Source organism: Volucribacter psittacicida, from assembly GCF_004339025.1.
In the GTDB taxonomy this organism is placed as follows: domain Bacteria; phylum Pseudomonadota; class Gammaproteobacteria; order Enterobacterales; family Pasteurellaceae; genus Volucribacter; species Volucribacter psittacicida.
The window spans coordinates 205,078-227,957 of record NZ_SMFT01000003.1; the positions used below are offsets into that span (position 1 = coordinate 205,078).

The 22,880-nt window shown below is 38.3% G+C and carries 20 protein-coding genes and 1 pseudogene; 12 read left to right on the forward strand and 9 right to left on the reverse strand.

What is annotated here, in order from left to right; genetic code table 11:
- The first annotated feature begins 109 nt into the window (after positions 1-109).
- Genes EV694_RS07775 through nanA form a run of 5 tightly spaced genes read left to right on the forward strand, consistent with a single transcriptional unit; the run spans position 110 to position 4,008 of the window.
- Positions 110-796 carry an N-acetylmannosamine-6-phosphate 2-epimerase gene (locus EV694_RS07775; RefSeq protein ID WP_132691224.1) on the forward strand — a complete coding sequence of 229 codons (687 nt, stop codon included), beginning with the start codon at positions 110-112 and terminating at the stop codon, positions 794-796.
- A 9-nt stretch (positions 797-805) separates the two neighbouring features.
- Positions 806-1,684, forward strand: coding sequence for an N-acetylmannosamine kinase (locus EV694_RS07780; protein ID WP_132691226.1), 879 nt, complete (start codon positions 806-808; stop codon positions 1,682-1,684).
- Positions 1,685-1,714: 30 nt separating this feature from the next.
- Positions 1,715-2,188, forward strand: coding sequence for an N-acetylneuraminate anomerase (gene nanQ, locus EV694_RS07785; protein ID WP_132691228.1), 474 nt, complete (start codon positions 1,715-1,717; stop codon positions 2,186-2,188).
- A gap of 16 nt (positions 2,189-2,204) precedes the next feature.
- On the forward strand, positions 2,205-3,071 hold the full coding sequence (locus EV694_RS07790; RefSeq protein WP_132691230.1) for a MurR/RpiR family transcriptional regulator: 867 nt from the start codon (positions 2,205-2,207) through the stop codon (positions 3,069-3,071).
- A 58-nt stretch (positions 3,072-3,129) separates the two neighbouring features.
- Positions 3,130-4,008 (forward strand): N-acetylneuraminate lyase, encoded by an 879-nt coding sequence (nanA, locus tag EV694_RS07795; protein ID WP_132691232.1) that lies wholly within the window; start codon positions 3,130-3,132, stop codon positions 4,006-4,008.
- A 90-nt stretch (positions 4,009-4,098) separates the two neighbouring features.
- Here nanA and srmB read toward each other — a convergent pair whose 3' ends face one another.
- Entirely contained in the window at positions 4,099-5,415 is a 1,317-nt protein-coding gene (srmB, locus tag EV694_RS07800; RefSeq protein WP_132691234.1) for an ATP-dependent RNA helicase SrmB, read from the reverse strand.
- 183 nt (positions 5,416-5,598) lie between these two features.
- Here srmB and EV694_RS07805 point away from each other — a divergent pair, with 183 nt between their 5' ends.
- Complete coding sequence (locus EV694_RS07805) at positions 5,599-6,327, forward strand: tRNA1(Val) (adenine(37)-N6)-methyltransferase (RefSeq protein ID WP_132691236.1); 729 nt, start codon at positions 5,599-5,601, stop codon at positions 6,325-6,327.
- On the opposite strand, the gene pnuC is transcribed toward EV694_RS07805, so the two are convergent.
- A complete protein-coding gene (gene pnuC, locus EV694_RS07810) occupies positions 6,302-7,012 on the reverse strand; it encodes a nicotinamide riboside transporter PnuC (RefSeq protein WP_132691238.1) in 711 nt (236 codons plus the stop codon). The genes EV694_RS07805 and pnuC overlap by 26 nt on opposite strands.
- A gap of 321 nt (positions 7,013-7,333) precedes the next feature.
- Between pnuC and rapA the strand changes: the two genes are divergently transcribed.
- Together rapA and rluA are read left to right on the forward strand one after the other, a co-directional pair.
- Positions 7,334-10,243 (forward strand): RNA polymerase-associated protein RapA, encoded by a 2,910-nt coding sequence (rapA, locus tag EV694_RS07815; RefSeq protein WP_132691240.1) that lies wholly within the window; start codon positions 7,334-7,336, stop codon positions 10,241-10,243.
- A 1-nt stretch (position 10,244) separates the two neighbouring features.
- The gene (rluA, locus tag EV694_RS07820; RefSeq protein WP_132691242.1) at positions 10,245-10,904 is read left to right on the forward strand and encodes a bifunctional tRNA pseudouridine(32) synthase/23S rRNA pseudouridine(746) synthase RluA; all 660 of its coding nucleotides are present in this window, start codon (positions 10,245-10,247) and stop codon (positions 10,902-10,904) included.
- 113 nt (positions 10,905-11,017) lie between these two features.
- Here the strand turns inward: rluA and EV694_RS07825 are convergent, their stop codons facing one another.
- The 3 genes from EV694_RS07825 to arsC form a co-directional block, all read right to left on the reverse strand.
- The gene (locus EV694_RS07825; RefSeq protein WP_132691244.1) at positions 11,018-11,317 is read right to left on the reverse strand and encodes a DUF5377 family protein; all 300 of its coding nucleotides are present in this window, start codon (positions 11,315-11,317) and stop codon (positions 11,018-11,020) included.
- Positions 11,318-11,327: 10 nt separating this feature from the next.
- Positions 11,328-11,591, reverse strand: a complete 264-nt coding sequence (locus EV694_RS07830) for an alternative ribosome-rescue factor A (RefSeq protein ID WP_132691246.1) — start codon at positions 11,589-11,591, stop codon at positions 11,328-11,330.
- 131 nt (positions 11,592-11,722) lie between these two features.
- Positions 11,723-12,082 carry an arsenate reductase (glutaredoxin) gene (gene arsC / locus EV694_RS07835; RefSeq protein ID WP_132691248.1) on the reverse strand — a complete coding sequence of 120 codons (360 nt, stop codon included), beginning with the start codon at positions 12,080-12,082 and terminating at the stop codon, positions 11,723-11,725.
- 91 nt (positions 12,083-12,173) lie between these two features.
- Here arsC and EV694_RS07840 point away from each other — a divergent pair, with 91 nt between their 5' ends.
- Positions 12,174-13,238, forward strand: a complete 1,065-nt coding sequence (locus tag EV694_RS07840) for an AI-2E family transporter (RefSeq protein ID WP_132691250.1) — start codon at positions 12,174-12,176, stop codon at positions 13,236-13,238.
- 161 nt (positions 13,239-13,399) lie between these two features.
- Here EV694_RS07840 and EV694_RS07845 read toward each other — a convergent pair whose 3' ends face one another.
- The 4 genes from EV694_RS07845 to sfsA form a co-directional block, all read right to left on the reverse strand.
- Positions 13,400-14,863: a glycoside hydrolase family 32 protein gene (locus EV694_RS07845; protein ID WP_132691252.1), complete on the reverse strand. Its 1,464-nt coding sequence runs from the start codon at positions 14,861-14,863 to the stop codon at positions 13,400-13,402.
- Positions 14,864-14,880: 17 nt separating this feature from the next.
- Positions 14,881-15,804 (reverse strand): aminoimidazole riboside kinase, encoded by a 924-nt coding sequence (locus EV694_RS07850; RefSeq protein WP_132691254.1) that lies wholly within the window; start codon positions 15,802-15,804, stop codon positions 14,881-14,883.
- 81 nt (positions 15,805-15,885) lie between these two features.
- On the reverse strand, positions 15,886-17,073 hold the full coding sequence (gene tyrS, locus EV694_RS07855; protein ID WP_132691256.1) for a tyrosine--tRNA ligase: 1,188 nt from the start codon (positions 17,071-17,073) through the stop codon (positions 15,886-15,888).
- 229 nt (positions 17,074-17,302) lie between these two features.
- Entirely contained in the window at positions 17,303-18,019 is a 717-nt protein-coding gene (gene sfsA / locus EV694_RS07860) for a DNA/RNA nuclease SfsA (RefSeq protein WP_132691258.1), read from the reverse strand.
- Between the two features lie 295 nt (positions 18,020-18,314).
- Here sfsA and pntA point away from each other — a divergent pair, with 295 nt between their 5' ends.
- The 3 genes and pseudogenes from pntA (at position 18,315) to EV694_RS07875 (ending at position 22,866) form a co-directional block, all read left to right on the forward strand.
- Positions 18,315-19,844 (forward strand): Re/Si-specific NAD(P)(+) transhydrogenase subunit alpha, encoded by a 1,530-nt coding sequence (gene pntA / locus EV694_RS07865; protein ID WP_132691260.1) that lies wholly within the window; start codon positions 18,315-18,317, stop codon positions 19,842-19,844.
- An 11-nt stretch (positions 19,845-19,855) separates the two neighbouring features.
- Positions 19,856-21,280, forward strand: a complete 1,425-nt coding sequence (gene pntB, locus EV694_RS07870) for a Re/Si-specific NAD(P)(+) transhydrogenase subunit beta (protein WP_132691262.1) — start codon at positions 19,856-19,858, stop codon at positions 21,278-21,280.
- A gap of 267 nt (positions 21,281-21,547) precedes the next feature.
- Positions 21,548-22,866: pseudogene (locus tag EV694_RS07875) on the forward strand (SLC13 family permease).
- Positions 22,867-22,880 lie beyond the last annotated feature (14 nt).

A 22,880-nucleotide genomic window follows, 5' to 3' on the forward strand; every position in this document is an offset into this window, starting at 1 on the left:
ATGAAAATGCTCAAAAATAATGTAATTTCGCTTGTCTTTTTACAATAACAGATTATGCTTAGCAAAGTGAAATTAATCTTCATTTTAATAAAAGATTATTGGAGTTAAAATGTCAAAATTATCTTATGAATCTATCTTGGCAAAGTTAAATAAACAGCTGATTGCCTCTTGCCAGCCTGTGGACGATGGTCCTATGGATCACCCTCATATCGTTGCCGCCATGGCGCAAGCATCGGTCATTGGTGGAGCTGGTGGTATTCGTATTGAGGGGGTAGAGAATTTAAAAGCCACACGTCCTGTTATTAATGTTCCTATTATCGGCTTAGTAAAACGTGATTTATCCGATAGCCCTATTCGTATTACGCCTTTCTTACAAGATGTTGAAGATTTAGCGAAAGCAGGGGCAGATATTATTGCCTTTGACGGCACAAATCGTATACGCCCTGTCAGTATTGAAGATACAGTGAAACGCATCAAAGAATTAGGCTGCTTAGCCATGGCAGATTGTTCTACCTTAGAAGAAGGGAAATATTGTCAAAGCCTAGGCGTTGATATTATTGGTAGTACTATGTCTGGCTATACAGGAGGGGCTATTCCAACAGAGCCTGATTATCAATTAGTCAAAGATCTTAAACAGGCAGGTTGTTGGGTAATGGCTGAAGGACGTTATAACAGCCCTGAGCTAGCCAAAATTGCCATTGAAATTGGTGCCAATGCGGTGACTGTAGGTTCAGCCTTAACCCGCTTAGAACATATTGTGAGTTGGTTTGCTCAAGCGGTGAAATCGGCAAAATAAGGAGAAAATATGCGTTGTTTAGCATTAGATATTGGTGGCACCAAAATTGCTTCGGCATTAGTGATAAACGGACAGCTTGAGCAACGTCAGCAAATTGCCACGCCACAAGACAATGCCGCCAAGGGAATGCACCAAGCCCTAGGACAACTCATCGCAGATTATCAAGGACAGTTTGATTATGTCGCCGTTGCTTCTACGGGCATTATTAACCAAGGTATCCTTACCGCATTAAACCCCAAAAATCTCGGTGGGCTAGCAGAATTTCCATTAAAACAAAGTATTGCACAATATACGGATAAACCTATTGGGCTATTAAACGATGTACAAGCCGCTGCTTGTGCCGAATATAGCCAGCAAGATCCTGAACATATTCAGAATTTTGTTTTTATCACTGTTTCCACAGGTGTCGGTGGGGGAATTATTTTACAAGGCGAATTACTTACTCAACCTTCGGGGCTGGCTGGACATATTGGGCATACCCTCGCTGATCCTAACGGCCCGATGTGTGGTTGTGGACGGCGTGGTTGCATTGAAGCCATTGCCGCAGGACGTGCCATTGAAGCGGAAGCTAGCCTTTGGGAAACCCCTTGTACACCTAAACAAGTTTTTGAATTATTCAGAAAAAATGATCCAAAAGCGACCGCACTTGTACAGCGTTCAGCCCAAGCTATCGCTAATTTAATTGCGGATTTAAAAATTAGCTTAGATATTCAAAAAGTGGTACTTGGCGGCAGTGTGGGATTAGCGGAGGGATATTTACCCCTCGTAGAACAATATCTCAAACAGCTACCTGATTTTTACCATTGTGCCATTGATTTAGCACATTATGCTGGCGATGCTGGTTTAATTGGGGCGGCTTATTGGGTTAAACAGCATATTACAGCGTAAATCTTATTTGACATTCATTAAGGAAAAATTATGTTTATTGGTGATTTAAATCGAGATGATTTTAAACGTGGTTTACCGCGTATTATCGTAGAAATTTGTGAACAATTACAACAAATGGATTTAGCACAACTTAGCGATGGGCGACACGAATTAACTGAAGACATCTATATGAATGTACAAAGTTTGCAAACGGAAGCACCACAACAACGCAAAGCAGAATTTCATCGCAAATATATTGATATTCAACTTCTTATTAGCGGGCAAGAAACGATGCAATATAGCCTTGCTATGCCGAAAGAAGAGGATTATACCCCTTATAATGAACAAGATGATTATCAACTTAGCTTAACCCATTATATTGAGCAAGCGAACAGCCTAACCTTACAACCCAACCAATTTGTTGTTTATTTGCCTTTTGAGGCACATAAACCTTGTTGTAATGTTGGAGAACAAAGTTTTGCAATTAAAAAATTAGTGGTTAAAGTGCCTATTCAACATCTATAAATCTAAGGAGATGATTATGTCCACCAATGGCAAGATTCTTGATACAATCGGTGCATTGCATAACAGTTTAACAAAAACTGAAAAACGCATTGCAGAAACCATTTTATTATCGCCACAATTATTGAATCAATGTTCTTTGTCCGAAATTGCCCAACAACTTGATGTGGGAGAAGCCACATTTATCCGTTTTTGTCGCACACTCGGCTTTAAAGGCTTTACCGATTTCAAATTAGAACTTGCCATTGAGCTTGCCACCAAAGACAAACAAGAACACTCTTTACTGGAAACCGAAATTTCTGCCGAAGATACGGCTGAAAATATCGCCATAAAACTGCAAACCACAATGAAAAAAGTCATTGATGAAACCATTAATTTATTGGATTTCAAAGAGCTAGAAAAAGTCGTCTATATTTTACGCAAAGCAAACCGAATTTTTCTTTTTGGTGTAGGTTCATCAGGGATTACCGCCGAAGATGCTAAAAATAAATTTATGCGGATTGGTTTACAGGTTGATGCCGTCACCAATAATCATTTTATGTATATGCAAGCGGCATTAATGAAAAAAGGCGATGTGGTACTGGGCATTAGCCATTCAGGTGCCTCAAAAGAAACCACACAAGCCTTAAAAATTGCTCAAAAGAATGGGGCTTTAACTGTGGCAATTACCCATAATTTACGTTCACCGATTACTCAAGTGGCTGATTATGTATTGATTAATGGCAATCGCCAAGGTCAATTACAAGGCGACTCTATTGGTACAAAAATTGCTCAACTTTTTGTACTTGATCTGATTTATACCCTCATTGTGCAAGCCGAGGAAGAAACGGCAACGAAAACGAAACAAAAAACAGTGAACGTTATTTTAGAACAACGTATTAAATAACCTTATGCTTTAACCCATAAGGTTACTCAATCAAACAACCTATTAAGGAGAAAATATAATGAAAAATTTAAAAGGCATCTTCAGTGCATTATTAGTGTCATTTAATCAAGATGGCTCAATTAATGAAGCAGGATTACGCCAAATTATCCGTCATAATATTGATAAAATGAAAGTTGATGGATTATATGTAGGGGGAAGCACAGGCGAAAACTTTATGCTTTCTACCGAAGAGAAAAAACAAATTTTCCGCATTGCGAAAGATGAAGCCAAAGATCAAGTGGCATTAATTGCACAAGTGGGCAGTGTCAATCTCAAAGAAGCGGTAGAATTAGGAAAATATGCAACCGAGCTTGGTTATGATAGCTTGTCTGCGGTAACGCCTTTCTATTACAAATTTAATTTTGCTGAAATTAAGCATTACTACGAAACCATCATTGCAGAAACTGGCAATAATATGATTATTTATTCAATTCCCTTCTTAACGGGCGTAAATATGGGGATTGAACAATTTGGCGAACTTTATCAAAATCCAAAAGTCTTGGGGGTTAAATTTACCGCAGGCGATTTCTATTTATTAGAGCGCTTGAAAAAGGCTTATCCAAATCATCTAATTTGGGCAGGTTTTGATGAAATGATGTTACCTGCTGTGGCTTTAGGCGTTGATGGCGCTATTGGTAGCACCTTTAATGTGAATGGCTTGCGTGCTCGCCAAATCTTTGATTTAACTCGTGCAGGTAAACTAGAAGAAGCATTGGCAGTACAACATACCACTAATGATTTAATTGAAGGCATTTTAGCCAACGGTTTATATCTCACCATTAAAGAGATCTTAAAATTACAAGGCGTTGACGCAGGCTATTGCCGCGAACCAATGACCGCTAAAGCCACTGAAGCACAAATAGAAACCGCAAAACAATTAAAACAAAAATTTTTATAAAAAGCACCGCACTTTATAATAAACATCGCCTAGAAAACTAGGCGATGTTTAGTCGTTCACTTAAAATAATACAATGTTAAAATAACTATATTATTCTACTGAACTCGCCTTACGCCGCTTACCAATATTCTTACTGTCTTTATGGCGAACTTTCACTTTTTTCTTATTTTGTTCTTTTTTAAGCTGTTCTCGTTTTTGTTTTAATCTGGCTTTTTGTTTTTTGCTTATTGATTTTACTTCACCGTTTTTGGGGGCTTTAGTGCGAGGTTCAAGCCCTTCAATAATTCTTGCCTTTAATAATTCTTGGGTATAGCGTTTAATTTTCCCTAATAATTTATAATCATGAGCCTCAACTAAACAAATGGCGACACCTTTTTTGCCCGCTCGAGCCGTACGTCCAATGCGATGTAAATAGGTATCAGCACTATAAGGTAAGTCAAAATTAATCACATGACTAATATCTTCAATATCAATACCTCGTGCGGCAACATCAGTGGCGACCAATAAGGTTACAGTTCCCGTTTTTAGCTTATCAATAGCTTGATTACGTTGATATTGTGCCATATCTCCTTCTAAATAAGTACTGCGAATTCCTCGTTTACGCAATGTTTCTGATAATTGCCGCACTTCTTCACGTCGCCGCACAAACACAATGCCTTTGCTCACTTGTTCTTGTTGGACAAAACGTGCGAGCAATTTAATCTTGTGTTCTACATTATCTGCATGGTAAAACCATTGTTGAATTTTCTTGCGTTCACGTCGGCTAGGCTCTGCATCAACTTGTATAGGATCTTGTAATAAACGTTGGGCAAAATCTACCAATAACTCGCCTTCTAAGGTTGCTGAAAATAATAGGGTTTGTTTACGCCAGCGAGTTTCCATAGCAATTTTTTCGGCATCTTGCCCAAAGCCCATTTGTAGCATACGATCCGCTTCATCAAAAATTAAGATTTCCACCGCTCGGCAATCAAAATTTTCTTCTTGAATATATTGCAACAACCGTCCTGGTGTGGCGACAACGAGATCTTGGTTCTTATTAAAGACTTCGCCATGATTTTGATAAGCCACGCCGCCCGTAATGGTAGCGATACTTAATTTACTATATTTAGCCACCATTTCCGCTTGTTCTGCAACTTGCATTGCTAATTCTCGTGTAGGGGTTAAGATTAAGACCCTTGGAGCACCAGGTTTACGGCGAGGATAATCTAATAAATGTTGAATAGCAGGTAATAAGAATGCAAGCGTTTTTCCTGTGCCTGTTGGTGCTGAGCCTAAAACATCTTTGCCTTCCATCGCTGGAGGAATGGCTTCCAGTTGAATTGTGGTGGGACGTTCATAGCCTTTATCTTGTAAGGCGTTTAGTAACTCATTTGAAAAGTCAAAATCCGCAAATTGTGGTAATATCATGGCATATCTCATTGCATTTTTAAAATTGGCAAGAATTATAGCGGATAGCAATATAAATTAAAATCTTATAGTCGTTTCAATTTAAAAGAAGACAATGCGGAAGACAGTACCAAGCGTATGGCGAAGCGAGCTAACACATATTATTTTAAAGGAAACGGCTATTGCTAAAAGAATAAAACATTCATGACAGGTTTTCGTTTTAAACAATTTTTTATTAAACACGATCAATGTGCGATGAAAGTCGGTACAGACGGTATTCTCTTAGGCGCTTGGGCTAAATTAGGCACTTGGGCGACAAAAGAGAAATACCCTCGTATTTTAGATTTAGGAACAGGCTCAGGATTAGTGGCAATTATGTTGGCACAACGTTATCCTCAAGCAAAAATAATAGGCATTGAATTAGATCCTAACGCAGCACAACAAGCAAAAGCCAATGTTAATGCTTGTCCTTGGCAAAAAAATATCCATATTATTGAACAATCCATTGCACAATTTACCACTACTCAGCAATCCTTATGCCAATTTGATCTTATTGTGGCAAATCCTCCCTATTTTGAACAAGGGATTGCTTGTTCATCGCCGACGCGTGGGCTTGCTCGTTATCAACAGCAAAGCCATTTCGCTTGGTTGACAATGGCACAATCTTGTTTGAGTCCACAGGGTAAAATTTGTTTTGTGCTTCCCTTTCATGCCGCAATCCAGCTCAAAACACAAGCAAAACAGACCGCCCTTTATTGCATTGAGCAATGTGAGATTATAACAAAAATAGGGAAAATCCCTCATCGAATGTTGCTGAGCTTTGCTCAACAAGCCTCGCCATTAAACCAAGAGAGGCTTATTATTTATGATAAAAATAATCAATATACCGATGAATTTAAACAATTAACTAAAGACTTTTATCTGAAGTTTTAGAAGGCTGAGATAATTTTAGCCAATTATAATAACCATAAATAGAATTGACTAAATAACCCGCGAACATAATGTACATTGCGGGTGTTTCTGCCCATAAAATAATAGAAAGAATATTTAAGCTAATCCATAAAAGCCATTGTTCACGATAACGTAAAATCATCAATAATTGTGCAGCAAAGGTAATAATGGTGGTTGTGCCATCAAGGCTAGCAGAACTTCCTCCAGCCATTTTCACTGCCTCAATAAAAAAGAAAGATCCAACAGCAATACAGGTTAATAAAATTATCCAGCCTTTCCAATCTAAGGCTTTAACAATAACGGTTTCATTGCCTTTACTATCATTTTGCATATTGGCTTTCCATAAAAAATAGCCAATAAATTGTGCAGGAATATAAACATAGAGAGTGGAATTCATCTCGCCAATATAATTTGCTCCCCAAGCAACATAAAAATAAGTATAAGCAAAAATAAGCCCAAAGAAATAATTACTGATCTTCCCTTTACTCACAAAAATGACACAAAGCAAACCTGCAATACCAGAAATCATCGCCAAAATAGAATCAGGCTCTTGAGCATAAGCCCAAATTTGGGCACCAACAAAAATCACAATCCAAGCCACTTCCCAAGGCTTCCAGCCACCTAAAAATTCTTTACGTGCAAGTTGTAAATAGTGAGTTAATGTCATAGTTTATTCCTTATGTGAAAAACGTTGCTTACTTTTACACTGTTAGTTGATTCGTGTCAAGTATAGACTACCAAATTAGGTGTTTAATTGTAATTAACTTTATTTTTGTAGCAAATAGAAATCTTAACGAGATAATATCAGGAAAGATAAAGCAATTTTATAAGCGTAAAAATAAGTTAAAAACAGACCGCACTTATTGTTATTAAAGAATAGTACAACAGGTATGCTAATCTAACATGAGTATCACAACGATAGTAGCCGACAAAGTAAAAATCCGCTAGAATAGCCGGCTTTGCAAAATGGCTATTCGAATGGAATTTTATGTTATTTAAACTTGGACAACGCTGGATTAGTGAAACAGAAAATAATTTAGGTTTAGGGATTATCGTAGAATGTGATCAACGCACTGTAACGATTTTATTTCCTATTGCCGATGAACAACGCATTTATGCGGTAAATTCAGCGCCTTTGGTGCGTATTTTATTTAATGTGGGCGATATTATTCAACATCATACAGGTTGGCAAGGCAAGGTGTTGGCAGTTGATGAAGGTGAAGATCTTGTGGTTTATCAAGTGGAAACCTTGGAAGATCAGCGTATTTGTGTGATTAAAGAGATTGATTTAGCCCATCAAATTAGCTTTGGTAAACCTCAAGATCGTTTATTTTCTGCTCAAATTGATCGTAATGATCATTTTGTTTTACGTTATCAAGCATTATTACATCAGCAAGATCAATATCTTTCTTCCTTGCGTGGATTGCGTGGCATTCGTGCTTCTTTAATTGCCCATCAGTTACATATTGCCAAAGAAGTGGGGCAACGGGTTTATCCTCGTGTCTTGTTGGCTGATGAAGTGGGATTGGGTAAAACCATTGAGGCTGGTATGATTTTGCAACAGCAACTGTTTCATCACAAAATTACGCGTGCTTTGATTGTTGTGCCAGAAAATCTGCAACATCAGTGGTTAGTGGAAATGCTACGCCGTTTTAATTTAAATTTTGCTTTATTTGATGAAGAACGTTGTGCGGATTTTGATCGTCCTGAAGAGAATGAACCACTTAATCCTTTTGCCAGTGAGAACTTAATCATTTGTGCTTTGGATTGGCTAGTACAATATCCGCAGCGGGTTACTCAATTAAAACAGGCGGAATTTGATATGTTGATTGTGGATGAAGCTCATCATCTTGCTTGGTCAGAACAAGGAGCAAGCCCGGAATATCAATGTATTGAGCAACTTACCCAAAAAATTCCTGCGGTATTATTATTAACCGCAACACCAGAGCAATTAGGTTTAGCCAGCCATTTTGCCCGTTTACGTTTATTAGATCCTGATCGTTTTTATGATTTCCAAGCATTTTGTGCAGAACAAGCTCAATATCAACCCGTTTCACAAGCGGTAGAAAGTTTATTAAGTGAACAAGCATTAACAGAAGAACAAAAACAACATATTGCTTCTTTATTGACCGAGCAGGATTGTGCCACATTATTTGCCCAGCTTGAACAACCAAAGGAACAAAGCCAACAAGCTCGTCAGCGATTAATTGATGATTTAATTGATCGTCATGGTACAAGTCGTGTTTTATTTCGTAATAGCCGTCAAAGCGTACAAGGCTTTCCGCAGCGGATTTACCATCCTATTAGTCTCCCTCAACCGAAACAATATCAGAATGCCATTAAGGTAATGGGATTATTACAACAGAATGAAGAAGAAAATCTCTTTTACCCTGAACAAATTTTCCAGCAGCTTAATCCAGACGCGGCTTGGTGGGATTTTGATCCTCGCATTGAATGGTTAATGGACTTTCTGAAACATCATCGAGAGAACAAAGTACTTGTCATTTGCCAGCAAGCGAATACGGCTATTCAATTAGAACAGGCATTACGAGAAAAAGAGGGGATTCGTTGTGCTTTATTCCACGAAAATATGTCAATCATTGAGCGAGATCGTGCGAGTGCTTATTTTGCTCAACAAGAAGGCGGGGCGCAAGTTTTATTAAGTTCCCATATTGGTTCAGAGGGGCGAAATTTCCAATTTGCTCATCATCTTATTTTATTTAATTTACCTGCTCACCCTGATCGCTTAGAACAATGTATTGGGCGTTTGGATCGTATTGGGCAACAACAAGATATTCATATTTATACTTTGTATTTTGACGACTCCGCACAACAACGTTTGGCACAATGGTATCATCAAGGATTAAATGCCTTTGAGCAAACTTGCCCAACAGGGGCTACGCTTTTTGCCAAGTGCGGTGAGAAATTAGAATATTTTTTACATAATACAAAACCAACACAAGCCTTAGAACAAGATTTCCAACAGTTTTTGTTAAGCACGCAACAGCAGCGTCAAGCATTGCAACAACAATTAGAACAGGGGCGAGATCGTCTATTAGAAATTCATTCTTATGGTGGCATAAAAGGACAGCAATTAGCGGAACAAATTGCTCGTCAAGATAATAGCCAAGAATTAGCACAATTTGCCTATCAACTTTTTGATATTATTGGTTTAGAACAAGAAGATTTAGGCGAAAATTGCTTTACGCTTTCAACAACAGGCAATATGCTCATTCCAGATTTCCCGGGGATAAAAGCGGAAACGACCAGCTTCACATTACAACGGGATTTAGCCCTAGCACGTGAAGATCTTGAGTTTTTAACTTGGGATCATCCGATGATGTGTCATGGTATTGATTTATTAACCAGTGGTGATATTGGTAAAGCCAGTACGGCTTTATTAATCAATAAACATCTTCCAACAGGTACGCTACTACTAGAACTCATTTTTGTGGTGGAAGTACAAGCCCCTAAAATATTGCAATTAGAGCGTTTTTTACCGCCAACCCCAATTCGTTTACTTGTGGATAAAAATGGTAATAATTTAGCCGAAAAAGTGAGCTTTAACCAGCTCAATAAGCAACTTAAGCCAATGAAAAAACAGCTTTCTCATAAAATTGTTAAAGCCGTTCGTTCTGATATTGAGCAAGGATTAGAGCAAGCTAAATCTATGGTTCGTCCTTATGCTGAACAATTCATTGAGCAAGCCAAACAGCAATGTGAGCAAGTGCTGACCCAAGAATTAGATCGTCTTATTGCTTTACAACGGGTTAATAAAAATATCCGAACGGAAGAAATTGAAAAATTACAACAAATTCGCTTACAATCATTGCAAGCATTAAATCAAGCAGACTGGCGTTTAGATAGTCTGCGTGTCATTATGAGTAATAAAGAATAAAATGGCATTACTTGAATATCATCCTCCTATTGAGCCTTGGCTGGATATTATTTACCGCGATGATTATATTATTGTGGTTAATAAACCCAGTGGGCTACTTTCTGTCCCGGGAAGCCAACCGCAATTTTTTGATAGTGCGATGACAAGGGTAAAACAAAAATATGGTTTTTGTGAACCAGCTCATCGTTTAGATATGTCAACCAGTGGATTACTTTTATTCGCCTTAAGCAAACAAGCTGATCGTGAATTAAAACGTCAATTTCGTGAACGTGAACCTAAAAAGCAATATCAAGCCTTGGTATGGGGACATATTCAAGCTGAGCAAGGACGCATTGAGTTACCGCTGATTTGCGATTGGGAAAATCGTCCACGCCAAATGATTTGTTTTGAACGAGGAAAAAAAGCCGTAACCGAGTATCGAGTTTTAGAGAGGCTCGCTAATAATACCACGAGAGTACAACTTAATCCGATTACAGGACGCTCTCATCAGTTACGCTTACACCTTGTTGCCCTTGGACACCCTATTTTAGGCGATAAGTTTTACGCCCCACCGCACGCAAAATCTCTTGAACCACGTTTATGCTTACATGCTGAAACATTACAAATTACCCACCCTATCACAGGAGAAAATATGTTTTTTCAAGCAAAGGTGGATTTTTGACGTTATTTCAATTTGAAATGAGATAAGATGGCACGCCAAAGACGGTACGCCAAAGACGCTACAAAGTTGTAGGGCGAGGCGTGCCAATATGCTATTATTTTAAGCCAGAATCTCTATTGGTTTTTCTCCGATAATAATTTCCCAATATTCACGCCAAGTAAGCCAAGGCTAATCGGATCCATATAATCTTGTAAAAACTTAAATAATTCTTTTAAATCAATAAATTCTTGTTGCAACTCAATATGCTCTTCGATTTTGCGTGTAAAACAATAATGTAATTGTTCCCCTTGCCAATAAGCCTCTAAATCCACATAGGTGGTTTCAAATAAATGGCTATTTGCCCCTTCTTCGCCAGGATCGCCAATACGCACTGTCCAACTATTTGAAAACAAAGGTTGTTTTTCAATACTCATTTTTCTTTCCTTATTTGATTAATACACAACTATCATAAAAAAGCCCGCTCATAAAATCTCTTTTCTCTAAAATTTTATGATCGGGCTTTGCCAAATAATCATTTTTATGTTTTGCCTTACGCTGATAACTTCCTTTCCCTTTACGCTTTCTCTCCACTCGTTGACGAAATAAAGGATCTTTAATCAACGCAAACAATCCATTATCGTGAATATTGCCTTTTTGATGACAATAAACCGTTATTTGTTGCGATGACAACGATGTTTTCTTTGCCATAATTTTACCTCTTTGTGAATAAATAACTCAAAAAAGGGAAAGTTTCCTTTCCCATTGGCTATTCTATAGTGAAGATCTTTGATTTTCAAGCAACCTCATACAACAAAGTGCGGTCTCAATTTCATTAATTTTTATGAAGAGCTCAATATAGCTAATATCGCTTCAGGTGGACGACCAATTTTAGCTTGATTTCCCTTTACCACAATCGGACGTTCTAACAAAATAGGATTTTGGATAATGGCTTGGAATAATGCTTGTTCTGATAAGTTTTCATTGGCTAAATCAAGCTGTTCATAACATTGTTCTTTTACTCTCATCATCTGTCTTACACTGGATAACTGTAACTTTTGCTTTAAATCTTTCAGTTCCTCTAGGCTAAACTGATGAGAGAGATAACAAATAATATCAGGCTCAATGCCTTGCTGTCGCAACAATGCCAAAGTTTGCCTGCTTTTTGAACAGTCTGGATTATGATAAATCAAGGTGCCCATGCTTTTCTCCTTATTTCAGCTTTTTTCTCAATAATAACTTGCTATAATCACAACATTACACAAAACAACAAGATAAAACAAGGAGCTACCCATGTTAGAAATGCTGAAAACTTGGTATTATCGGCGTTTTAGCGACCCTCAAGCCATGGGATTATTCGCCATTTTACTATTTGCTTTTATTGCCATTTATTTTTTTAGCGATTTAATTGCCCCATTATTAATTGCCATTGTACTAGCTTATCTCTTAGAATGGCCGATTCGATTTCTCTCAGAAAAAATCAAGTTACCCTATGGTATCGCTTTATTTATCGTCCTCGGTAGTTTCCTCGCTTTTACCTTATTTACCATTATTGTGCTTATCCCTAATTTATGGAATCAAACCCTCAATTTATTGCGGGACTTACCCAATATGATTAATCAATTTCACGCTTGGGTTTTATCCTTACCCGAAAGCTATCCCGAACTTATTGATTATGCTTTAATTGATTCTTTTTTCACAGCTTCAAGAGATAAAATCTTAACCTTTGCGGAATCCGCCTTAAAACTTTCACTGACCTCCATTATGAGCCTTGTTACCATAGGGATTTATACTTTCTTAGTGCCATTAATGGTCTTTTTTCTCCTTAAAGATAAAGCAGAATTAATCGCAGGGGTCAGCAAATTCCTACCACGTAACCGCCACCTAGCCTCGCAAGTTTGGATAGAAATGAAACAACAAATCGCCAATTATATTCGTGGAAAAATCATAGAAATTATTATTATGACGGTTATCAGTTATGGGATATTTCTCTATTTTGGTCTATATTATCCATTACTCTTAGCCGTTGGTGTCGGCTTATCCGTCTTAATTCCTTATATTGGTGCTGTACTCATCACTATTCCCGTTACAATTATCGCTGTTTCACAATTCGGTATATCCCCTACCTTTTGGTATATTATGATTGCCTATATTGTTAGCCAAATTTTAGACGGCAATTTATTAGTCCCTTTCCTCTTTTCCGAAGCTGTGAATTTACATCCCTTAACCATTATTATTTCCGTACTCATATTTGGCGGTTTATGGGGATTTTGGGGAGTCTTTTTTGCAATTCCCCTAGCAACATTAGTAAAAGCCGTTGTTAATGCTTGGCCTGATGGTGAAGGGGACAAGGGTTGAGGGACATTTTGGCTTACTTTCTTTGTGCAAGCAAAGAAAGTAAGTCGTCCCTTTGTAAAAGAGGGCGAAGCCCGTTAGCAATGACGGAGAAAGAAAAGCAAAAAAATAATTCAAAAAAAGCACCGCACTTTATACTAAAAAAACAAAGTGCGGTGCTTTTTTTATTTATTTTCAATCGCCTGCGGATACGCCAACTCAAGATTGAGTGATATATCGCTTTCTATTATCGGCTTTCTATTCGCGATAAAGAAACGTGAGGCCATCACTTTTTCCCCTTGATTAATAAAAATTTCCAAGACAGATTGATCGAAAAATAGTTCAATTTGTTCAAGTTTATCTACTTGGCAATAACGCTGGCTGCCAAATTGTTGCATGAGTTCTGTTTGCTCCGTATGGCTGCGATCTAAGCATAACATTCCCTCTGCATAGCTTAGGGTTAAATGTTGTTGTTCATTGTTGTTGAATAATTTTATCTTAAAGGGTTGATTGTCCAATTTTAGATTGAGATAGGCACGATCTAATTGGTCAATGTTATGTTGTCCAGCAGGTAAGGTTAAATGCTGTTTTTGGCTTAATGAGTGATAAATTTGAGCGATAGGACGTTGGATTAATTTTCCTTGTTGTACCGAAATAGCTCTTGGTAATGAAAGCATTGAATGCCATTTAAATTTATCCGTAGGATAGGTTAAATCAGGTAACCCCACCCAGCCGAGCATAATGGTTTGTGAGGAATTGTCTAAACCAGCAAAGGTTTGTGGTGCATAAAAGTCAAAACCTTGATCAAGTTCGGCAATATGTTGTGCTTGGAAATGAAGATCTTTTTGCTTGCCAATAGCATAGACAGCGTGGTAATTGTTTTGATATTGACTGTGTTCACGAGCTTTGCCTTGTGGCGACCAAATAAAAATATCTTGTCCAGTCAGTTTGAGCAGATCTGGGCATTCCCACATAAAGACTTGTTGGTTATTAAATTCAGGGAGGGAAAGTTCGCCTAATAAACGTGGCGTATCCTCAATGTTATCCATTTCATAGATAAGGGCTGTTCCCGTGAGATCTTGGCGTTGTGCACCGCAAATAAAACGAATTTTTCCTTGTTCCGTATAGTAAGGTTTAGGATCTCTGACGTGTTCAGTATAGCCTTTAGGGGCTTGCTCTATTAATGCACGTTTACGGATCAATGTGCCATTTTTATGGAAAATCGCAAGATTTTGGAACGGAATACGCTGATTATCGCTGGCTCGTCTTGTGTTGCCTGTATAAAACACGGCAAAATGCGCTTCATCAAGGGGCAATGCACCGCCAGAATAGCAACCATGGGATTCAAATAGTTGATCAGGAATAAGCATTTCTCCCTGTTGATAATGTAAGAAATCGGCAGTAATGAGGTGTTGCCAATGTTTCATACCATGTAAGGCATCAAAGGGAAACCATTGATAGAATATGTGATAATGCTTGCCATCAAAAATAAGCCCATTAGGATCGTTAAGTAAGCCTGTAGGCGGGGCGATATGATAATGGGGGCGAAAATTTTGGTCAGAATCCACCGCACTTTTTATTTGAGCTAATTCTGTAGGTTGGGCAGATAAGATACTGCGATATTTGCCTTGGTTAAAGATATGTTGCATAAATTTCCCTCGCCTTTTTATTTTGCTAAGTAGGTAGCAAGTTGTTGTTGATTTGGTAAGGCGGACATTGCCCCTTTGGCTGTGGTGGCTAAGGCACCGCAAGCATTCGCTTGTTGAATAATTTTTTCTAAGGTATTAATTTCTTGCCAATCTTGGTGTTGGGAAAGTCCTGCTAATAAACCGCCCACGAATGCATCGCCTGCTCCAGTGGTATCAACAGGTTGAATGGCTTTTCCTTTGATAATATTTTGTTGTCCATTGATATGGTATAACGCTCCGTCTTTACCAAGGGTAATAATGATTAATTTATCAGGGTGTAGGGCAATGATTTTGCTAAAGCCTTCTTGTAAATTATCCGTATCGGTTAATAAGGTGAGTTCTTCTTCGGAAAGTTTAATCACATCGGCTAACGCGATGGCTTGATTAACCACATTTTTCATTTCTTCAAAAGAGGACCATAAACTTTCCCGTAAATTTGGATCAAATGAGAAGAAACCGCCTACGGATTTGATACGGCGAATTGCTTCAAAAGTAGCTTCCCTTGAGGGATTATTAATTAAGGCAATAGAGCAACAATGTAGCCATTCATTGGCTTGAAAATTAGGCAAATCTGAAACTTGTAAAAATTGATCCGCACTTGGATTGACCATAAAAGTAAAGCTACGTTCACCATTATCTAACCCAACCACAACGGTAGAGGTACGTTGTTGTGGATCTAAAATAAGATGTTCGGTATTGACCTTTTCTGCTTTTAAGGTATTTCGCATAAATTCGCCAAGGGGATCTTTGCCCACTCGTCCAATAAATGCACTTTGGCAACCTAAACGTGAAACCCCAACCGCCACATTGGCAGGTGCCCCCCCTGCACATTTGAGATAATGTTGTTCGCCATCAGGAATTAAATCTACTACGGCATCGCCTGTTACCCAAATTTTATTCATAAAGCAATCCTTATTTAATAATATGTGAAATCCCCTCTGAATAAAGAGGGGATAGAAGGTTGATGAGAAAGATGTTATGGTCTATGCCACTGTAACTCGAGCAAATTTGCGTTTACCTACTTGATAAACCGCAGTACCCGATTGTGCATTGGCTTTGACATCTTCTACTTTTTCGCCATTAATTTTTACTCCCCCTTGTTGAGCCATACGAATGGCTTCTGAGGTTGAGGCAACTAAACCAGCCTCTTTCAACAAGGTAGCCAAGCCAATCTCGCCAGTAAAGGTAAATTCTGGCATTTCATCAGGCATCGCCCCTTTTTGGAAACGGTTAATAAACTCTTGTTCTGCACTTTCAGCCGCTTCCTCATTATGAAAACGAGCAATAATTTCTTTCGCTAATAAGATTTTGACATCACGCGGATTTTTGCCTTGTGCAACTTCTTGTTTTAATTGCTCAATTTCACTTAATGGACGGAAAGAAAGCAGGTTATACCAATTCCACATTAATTCATCGGAAATGGACATCACTTTACCAAACATTTCTGATGGCGAATCGGTTACTCCAATATAATTGCCTAAGGATTTAGACATTTTTTTCTCGCCATCTAATCCCACTAATAATGGTAGGGTAATGGCAACTTGTGGTTTTTGTCCTGCTGATTTTTGCAGTTCACGTCCCACTAATAAGTTGAATTTTTGGTCTGTTCCGCCTAATTCTACATCGGCTTCTAATGCCACAGAGTCATGCCCTTGCAATAATGGGTAAATAAATTCGTGAATGGCAATAGGTTGATTATTATTAAAACGTTTTTTGAAATCATCACGTTCTAGCATACGTGCCACAGTATAATTACTGGCTAAACGAATCATTCCCTCTGTGCCTAATTGTCCTAACCATTCGGAATTGAACACAATGCGGGTTTTTTGTGGATCAAGGATTTTAAAGATTTGTTGTTTATAAGTTTCCGCATTACGCAAAACATCTTCACGACTGAGTGGTGGACGAGTGGTGTTTTTACCCGAAGGATCGCCCACCATACCAGTAAAATCGCCAATTAGGAAAATGACTTCATGCCCAAATTGTTGAAATTGGCGTAATTTGTTAAGCACAACGGTATGCCCTAAATGAATATCAGGTGCGGTAGGATCAGCACCAAGTTTTATCCGCAACGGACGATTTTCTTTTAATTTTTCCACTAAATCCTGTTCGGAAAGAATTTCATCTACACCGCGCTTGAGTTCCGCGAGAACAACATTGATGTCAGTCATAATTTTTCCTAAGTTGGTTGATTTTTTTAATAAAGCCACATTATAGGGATTGCAATCATAAATGAAAAGGGGATTATGCGGAAAATAAAAAAAGCACCTCTGTTGTGGGGGAAGAGGTGCTGAAATGTTGGAGTGATTATCTATTTATGTTTGTTGTTATTATGGTTATTAATGATAATTATTATCATTAAGTTAAGCAAATTCATTTACAAATATTTACAATATTAACTTATATAAGTACAGGAACAGAATTTGTAAGTTTTAACCCACAAGGAATGTGCTGTTGAAATTCAAACTCTCCTGCATAGCAATAGACTTCAACACCAAGCTCAACAGCCTGTTGTAATAATTGTTGGTATTCAGGATCAATATCTTCGGCGACACGAAAATGATGAAAACCATTATGTAATCCTGCGAAAAAAACTACCGCTCTTTTACCTTGTTGTTTGATAGCCATAAGTTCGCGTAAATGTTTTTGCCCGCGTGTGGTGACAGCATCAGGAAATTGCCCAAGTTCATGGCGTACTAAGGTAACTGATTTGACTTCTACATAGCAATCTACGAGTCCTTTGCCTTTTAGTAAGAAATCAATTCGGCTATTTTCTTTGCCATATTTCACTTCAGGATAAATTTCGTCATATTCGGCAAGTTGGCTAATTTGCTTATTTTGTAATGCTTCTAGGGTAAGTTGATTAGAACGATGCGTGTTGATACAAACAAATTGTTGTTCGTTAAGTTGGGTAAGCTCCCAAGAAAGGGGGTATTTGCGTGTAAGGTTTTTAGAATCAGAATACCAAATTCTATCGCCAGCACTGCCGCAGCCTAGCATTGTGCCTGTATTGGCACAATGAATAGTGGTTGTTTCTCCATTGGGTAATTCAATATCGGCCATAAAGCGTTTATAACGGCGAATCAATTTAGCAGGCTGTAAAGGAGGAAATTGCATAGTAATTTATCCTAAATTAAGGGTGAACGATCTTATTGAATTTGGCATTTTAACGAGAAATTTATGCGATGAAAACTTATTGTTGTGAGCTGTCAGATTAATTGAAAAAAAGTCTTTGTTATTTTGCTCGCTTTAGTGGTAAATTGAGACGATAGCTAAAATCATTGAACGTTCTTATTTAGAGAATGTGTTGGTTTGGCTATAATCTAAATGATGTCGAGTCATAGTTGTGATTTGATATGGGCGGGAAGTTTTCCGAAGTTATTGATTAACCAATTATAAGGAATAAATAATTATGCTAATTGGTGTACCTAGAGAACTGCTTGACAATGAATGTCGTGTGGCGGCAACGCCGAAAACTGTACAGCAGATCTTGAAACTTGGTTTTGACGTGATTGTTGAACATGATGCGGGTTTTAAAGCAAGTTTTGAAGATCAAGCCTTTGTAGAGGCGGGCGCTAAAATTGGTTCGGCACAAGAAGTATGGCAAGCAGATATTATTTTTAAAGTTAATGCACCTACTGATCAGGAAGTTGAATTAATTAAGGACGGCGCAACCTTAGTAAGTTTTATTTGGCCAGCACAAAATCCTCAGTTAATGGAAAAATTGTCAGCTAAAAAAATTAATGTATTAGCTATGGACGCTGTACCTCGTATTTCTCGAGCGCAATCCCTTGATGCTTTAAGTTCAATGGCAAATATCGCAGGTTATCGTGCGGTAGTTGAAGCGGCGCATGAATTTGGTAGCTTTTTTACGGGGCAAATTACAGCGGCTGGTAAAGTACCACCTGCAAAAGTATTGGTTATTGGTGCAGGGGTAGCAGGGCTTGCTGCTATCGGTGCTGCCAATAGCTTAGGGGCGATCGTGCGTGCCTTTGATTCTCGTCCAGAAGTAAAAGAACAAGTGGAATCAATGGGCGCCAGTTTCCTTGAGATTGATTTTAAAGAAGAAGGTGGATCAGGCGATGGTTATGCCAAAGTGATGTCTGAAGAATTTAATCGCCGAGCGTTAGAATTATATGCGGAACAAGCGAAAGAGGTAGATATTATTATTACCACCGCATTAATCCCTGGAAAACCTGCGCCACGCCTAATTACCAAAGAAATGGTTGAGTCAATGAAACCAGGTTCAGTGATTGTGGATTTAGCCGCCGCCACAGGTGGTAACTGTGAATTATCAAAAGCAGGCGAAGTAGTGACTACCGAAAATCAGGTAAAAATTATTGGTTATACCGATTTACCAAGCCGTTTACCAACTCAGTCATCACAACTTTACGGCACTAATTTAGTGAATTTACTCAAATTATTATGTAAAGAAAAAGACGGTAATATCAACATTGATTTTGATGATGTCGTCCTTCGTGGTGTTACAGTGATTAAAAATGGTGAAGTTACTTGGCCAGCTCCACCAATTCAAGTCTCTGCTCAACCTAAAGCAAAACCTGCGGTAGAAGCAGTGAAAGTGGAAGAAAAACCAACTAATCCTAAAGTGAAGTATGGCATTATGGCGATTGTTGCCTTGTTATATTTATGGGTAGCCTCTGTTACTCCAACCTCTTTCCTTTCTCATTTTACCGTCTTTGTTTTAGCCTGTGTGGTGGGATATTATGTGGTATGGAATGTCAGCCACGCCTTACATACTCCACTTATGGCGGTAACTAATGCCATTTCAGGCATTATTATTGTGGGAGCATTGTTACAAATTGGGCAGGGCAGTTTCTTTATCAGTTTACTTGCCTTTATTGCGATTTTAGTCGCTAGTATTAATATCTTTGGGGGCTTTAAAGTTACCCAACGTATGCTTTCGATGTTTAGAAAAGGTTAAGGAGGAAAGCAATGTCTGAAGGTTTAGTTCAAGCAGCTTATATTGTTGCAGCACTGCTTTTCATTATGAGTCTAGCAGGGCTTTCTAAGCACGAAACAGCCAAAGCTGGTTGTTGGTATGGTATCGTGGGTATGGCGATTGCTTTAGTTGCCACCATTTTCGGCCCAGCGGTAAAAGGACAATTTTGGATCTTATTATCAATGGCAATAGGGGCGGCGATTGGTATTCGCCAAGCCTTAAAAGTTGAAATGACCGAAATGCCTGAATTAGTGGCGATTTTACATAGCTTTGTGGGATTAGCTGCCGTATTAGTCGGCTTTAATAGTTATGGCTTACATCACGCCGCAGAAGTTCCTGCTTATTTAGATGAAGCGGGTAAAGCGGTTTTCTTAGCAGAGCAAGCCGTATTAGCTAATATCCATAATGTGGAAGTTTTCTTAGGCATCTTTATTGGTGCAGTAACCTTTACAGGTTCTGTGGTTGCCTTTGGTAAATTACGTGGAATCATTAACTCCAAAGCCTTAATGTTACCTCATCGCCATAAACTTAATTTAGCGGCGTTAGTGGTATCAGCATTATTAATGATTGCTTTCTTAAATTCACCAGAAAATATTTTCCCTGTTCTCTTAATGACCGCCATTGCCCTTGCTTTCGGATGGCACTTAGTGGCTTCAATCGGTGGGGCTGATATGCCGGTTGTGGTATCAATGCTTAACTCTTATTCTGGTTGGGCAGCCGCAGCAGCGGGCTTTATGTTGAGCAATGATTTATTAATTGTTACAGGGGCATTAGTTGGCTCATCGGGGGCAATTTTATCTTACATTATGTGTAAAGCCATGAACCGTTCATTTATTAGCGTTATTGCAGGTGGTTTTGGTAATGATGTACAAGCCTCAGATGATCAGGATTATGGCGAGCATCGTGAAACCAGTGCCGAAGAAGTGGCTGAAATGTTAAAAAATGCCAACTCTGTCATTATTACCCCAGGATATGGTATGGCTGTAGCACAAGCACAATATCCAGTGGCTGAAATCACTCAAAAATTGCGTGAGCGAGGTGTAAATGTACGCTTTGGTATTCACCCTGTTGCAGGACGCCTACCAGGACATATGAACGTATTATTAGCCGAAGCCAAAGTGCCTTATGACGTGGTGTTAGAAATGGACGAAATTAACGAAGATTTCCCAGACACCGATGTGGTTTTAGTAATTGGTGCGAATGATACCGTAAACCCAGCGGCAATGGACGATCCATCTAGCCCAATTGCAGGTATGCCAGTATTAGAAGTGTGGAAAGCACAAAATGTGATCGTGTTTAAACGCTCTATGGGCGTTGGCTATGCAGGCGTGCAAAACCCATTGTTCTTTAAAGATAATACACAAATGTTACTGGGCGATGCCAAAGAAAGTGTTGACGCGATTTTGCGTGCTTTGTAATCGCTTAATAATAAAATAAGTATAAATTAAACCGCACTTTTTAAAGTGCGGTTATTTTTTATAAAATTTTAAATTTACGAGAAAGATCAAAGAAAGTTGCCCTAATTTATGTTTATATACCTCTTATTATTTAACTAAATAAGGGTGTTTTTTATGGCAGATTCGCTTTATTCATCATTAAAAAAACTGACACATTATCCATTAGCCCTCGCACGAAAAAGGAAAGTGTTTTATTTTTTATTATCCCTAGTGATCGGTTGGGGATTAATGTTATTAGCCTCGGATCCTACCTTCACTCAAACTCAAAATTACGTTCTCTTCTTACTATTTTTTGCCATTTCGCTCTGGGTAACTGAGGCGATTCCACCATTTTCTGTCGGCATTTTAATTATTGGTTTTTTAGTATTTATTATGGGACGCAGTGATGCGGAAAATGCCATTCAGTATTTGCAAACTTGGTCGGATAGCGTAATTTGGTTATTTTTAGGCGGCTTTTTCCTAGCGGAAGCCATGAAAAAAACAGAATTAGATGTGGCATTACTAAAAACAATGTTACCCAAATTTGGCACTAACCCTAAAAATGTATTATGGGGAGTTATGCTAATTACAGGTGCAATATCAATGTTAATGAGTAACACTGCTACAACAGCATGATGATAGCCACATTTGCCCCATTATTTGCTTCTCTTGATAAAAAATCTAATTTATCCCGTGCATTATTATTAGGTATCCCCGCCGCTGCTTCTATTGGCGGAATTGGAACAATTATTGGTTCAGCCCCTAATGCTATTGCGGTAGGAGCTTTAGAAAATATGGGATATCATATTTCTTTCTTGGAATGGATGTTGGTTGGTACGCCTTTAGCCTTTATTCTATTATTTATTTTTTGGCGCGTATTATTAGTACGCTATCGCATTAATAAACAGGCAAGTTTAGATTTTTCCTTTTTACAGCAACAGCCTAAAACAGTGACGGTAGAGCAAAAAACACAAAAAAGTATTGTATTGGTTATTTTGGCGGTTACACTTTTCTTTTGGTTAACCGCCAAATGGTTTTCTATTCCTGTGGCTGCTGCATCAGGTATTCCTATTGTTGGACTAACAATGCTTGGTATTATTGATGCAGAAGATGTACGTAAATTACCTTGGGATACCTTAATGTTAGTGGCTGGCGGACTTGCATTGGGGTTAGCCATTGAAGAACAACAAATTGCTAGTCATTTTGTTCAACAATTAAGCCATATTAATATTAGTTTTATGGCATTATTGATTATGTTTAGCTTCATTACGGTATTACTTTCTAATTTTATGAGTAATACGGCGGCTACTACGATTCTTATTCCTGTGGCTTTATCTTTATTAAAAATGTTTGGTGGCGAAATTAATCCAATTATTCTGCCATTGGCGATTGGTATATGTGCTTCTTGTGCTTTATTTTTACCTGTTTCTACGCCGCCAAATGCTATCGCTTTCAGCACAGGACTAATTAAACAATCAGAATTTCGTCTTGGTGGTATTGTTATTGGCTTACTTGGGCCTATTTTGACAATATTCTGGGTATTGTTTGTGGTATATTTGTTGTATTAGTAAGAGTGAAAAAC

Coding starts and splice junctions, on each gene's coding strand:
- EV694_RS07775 (WP_132691224.1), top strand. CDS start 110: ATGTCAAAATTATCTTATGAATCTATCTTGGCAAAGTTAAATAAACAG.
- EV694_RS07780 (WP_132691226.1), top strand. CDS start 806: ATGCGTTGTTTAGCATTAGATATTGGTGGCACCAAAATTGCTTCGGCA.
- nanQ (WP_132691228.1), top strand. CDS start 1,715: ATGTTTATTGGTGATTTAAATCGAGATGATTTTAAACGTGGTTTACCG.
- EV694_RS07790 (WP_132691230.1), top strand. CDS start 2,205: ATGTCCACCAATGGCAAGATTCTTGATACAATCGGTGCATTGCATAAC.
- nanA (WP_132691232.1), top strand. CDS start 3,130: ATGAAAAATTTAAAAGGCATCTTCAGTGCATTATTAGTGTCATTTAAT.
- srmB (WP_132691234.1), bottom strand. CDS start 5,415: ATGATATTACCACAATTTGCGGATTTTGACTTTTCAAATGAGTTACTA.
- EV694_RS07805 (WP_132691236.1), top strand. CDS start 5,599: ATGACAGGTTTTCGTTTTAAACAATTTTTTATTAAACACGATCAATGT.
- pnuC (WP_132691238.1), bottom strand. CDS start 7,012: ATGACATTAACTCACTATTTACAACTTGCACGTAAAGAATTTTTAGGT.
- rapA (WP_132691240.1), top strand. CDS start 7,334: ATGTTATTTAAACTTGGACAACGCTGGATTAGTGAAACAGAAAATAAT.
- rluA (WP_132691242.1), top strand. CDS start 10,245: ATGGCATTACTTGAATATCATCCTCCTATTGAGCCTTGGCTGGATATT.
- EV694_RS07825 (WP_132691244.1), bottom strand. CDS start 11,317: ATGAGTATTGAAAAACAACCTTTGTTTTCAAATAGTTGGACAGTGCGT.
- EV694_RS07830 (WP_132691246.1), bottom strand. CDS start 11,591: ATGGCAAAGAAAACATCGTTGTCATCGCAACAAATAACGGTTTATTGT.
- arsC (WP_132691248.1), bottom strand. CDS start 12,082: ATGGGCACCTTGATTTATCATAATCCAGACTGTTCAAAAAGCAGGCAA.
- EV694_RS07840 (WP_132691250.1), top strand. CDS start 12,174: ATGTTAGAAATGCTGAAAACTTGGTATTATCGGCGTTTTAGCGACCCT.
- EV694_RS07845 (WP_132691252.1), bottom strand. CDS start 14,863: ATGCAACATATCTTTAACCAAGGCAAATATCGCAGTATCTTATCTGCC.
- EV694_RS07850 (WP_132691254.1), bottom strand. CDS start 15,804: ATGAATAAAATTTGGGTAACAGGCGATGCCGTAGTAGATTTAATTCCT.
- tyrS (WP_132691256.1), bottom strand. CDS start 17,073: ATGACTGACATCAATGTTGTTCTCGCGGAACTCAAGCGCGGTGTAGAT.
- sfsA (WP_132691258.1), bottom strand. CDS start 18,019: ATGCAATTTCCTCCTTTACAGCCTGCTAAATTGATTCGCCGTTATAAA.
- pntA (WP_132691260.1), top strand. CDS start 18,315: ATGCTAATTGGTGTACCTAGAGAACTGCTTGACAATGAATGTCGTGTG.
- pntB (WP_132691262.1), top strand. CDS start 19,856: ATGTCTGAAGGTTTAGTTCAAGCAGCTTATATTGTTGCAGCACTGCTT.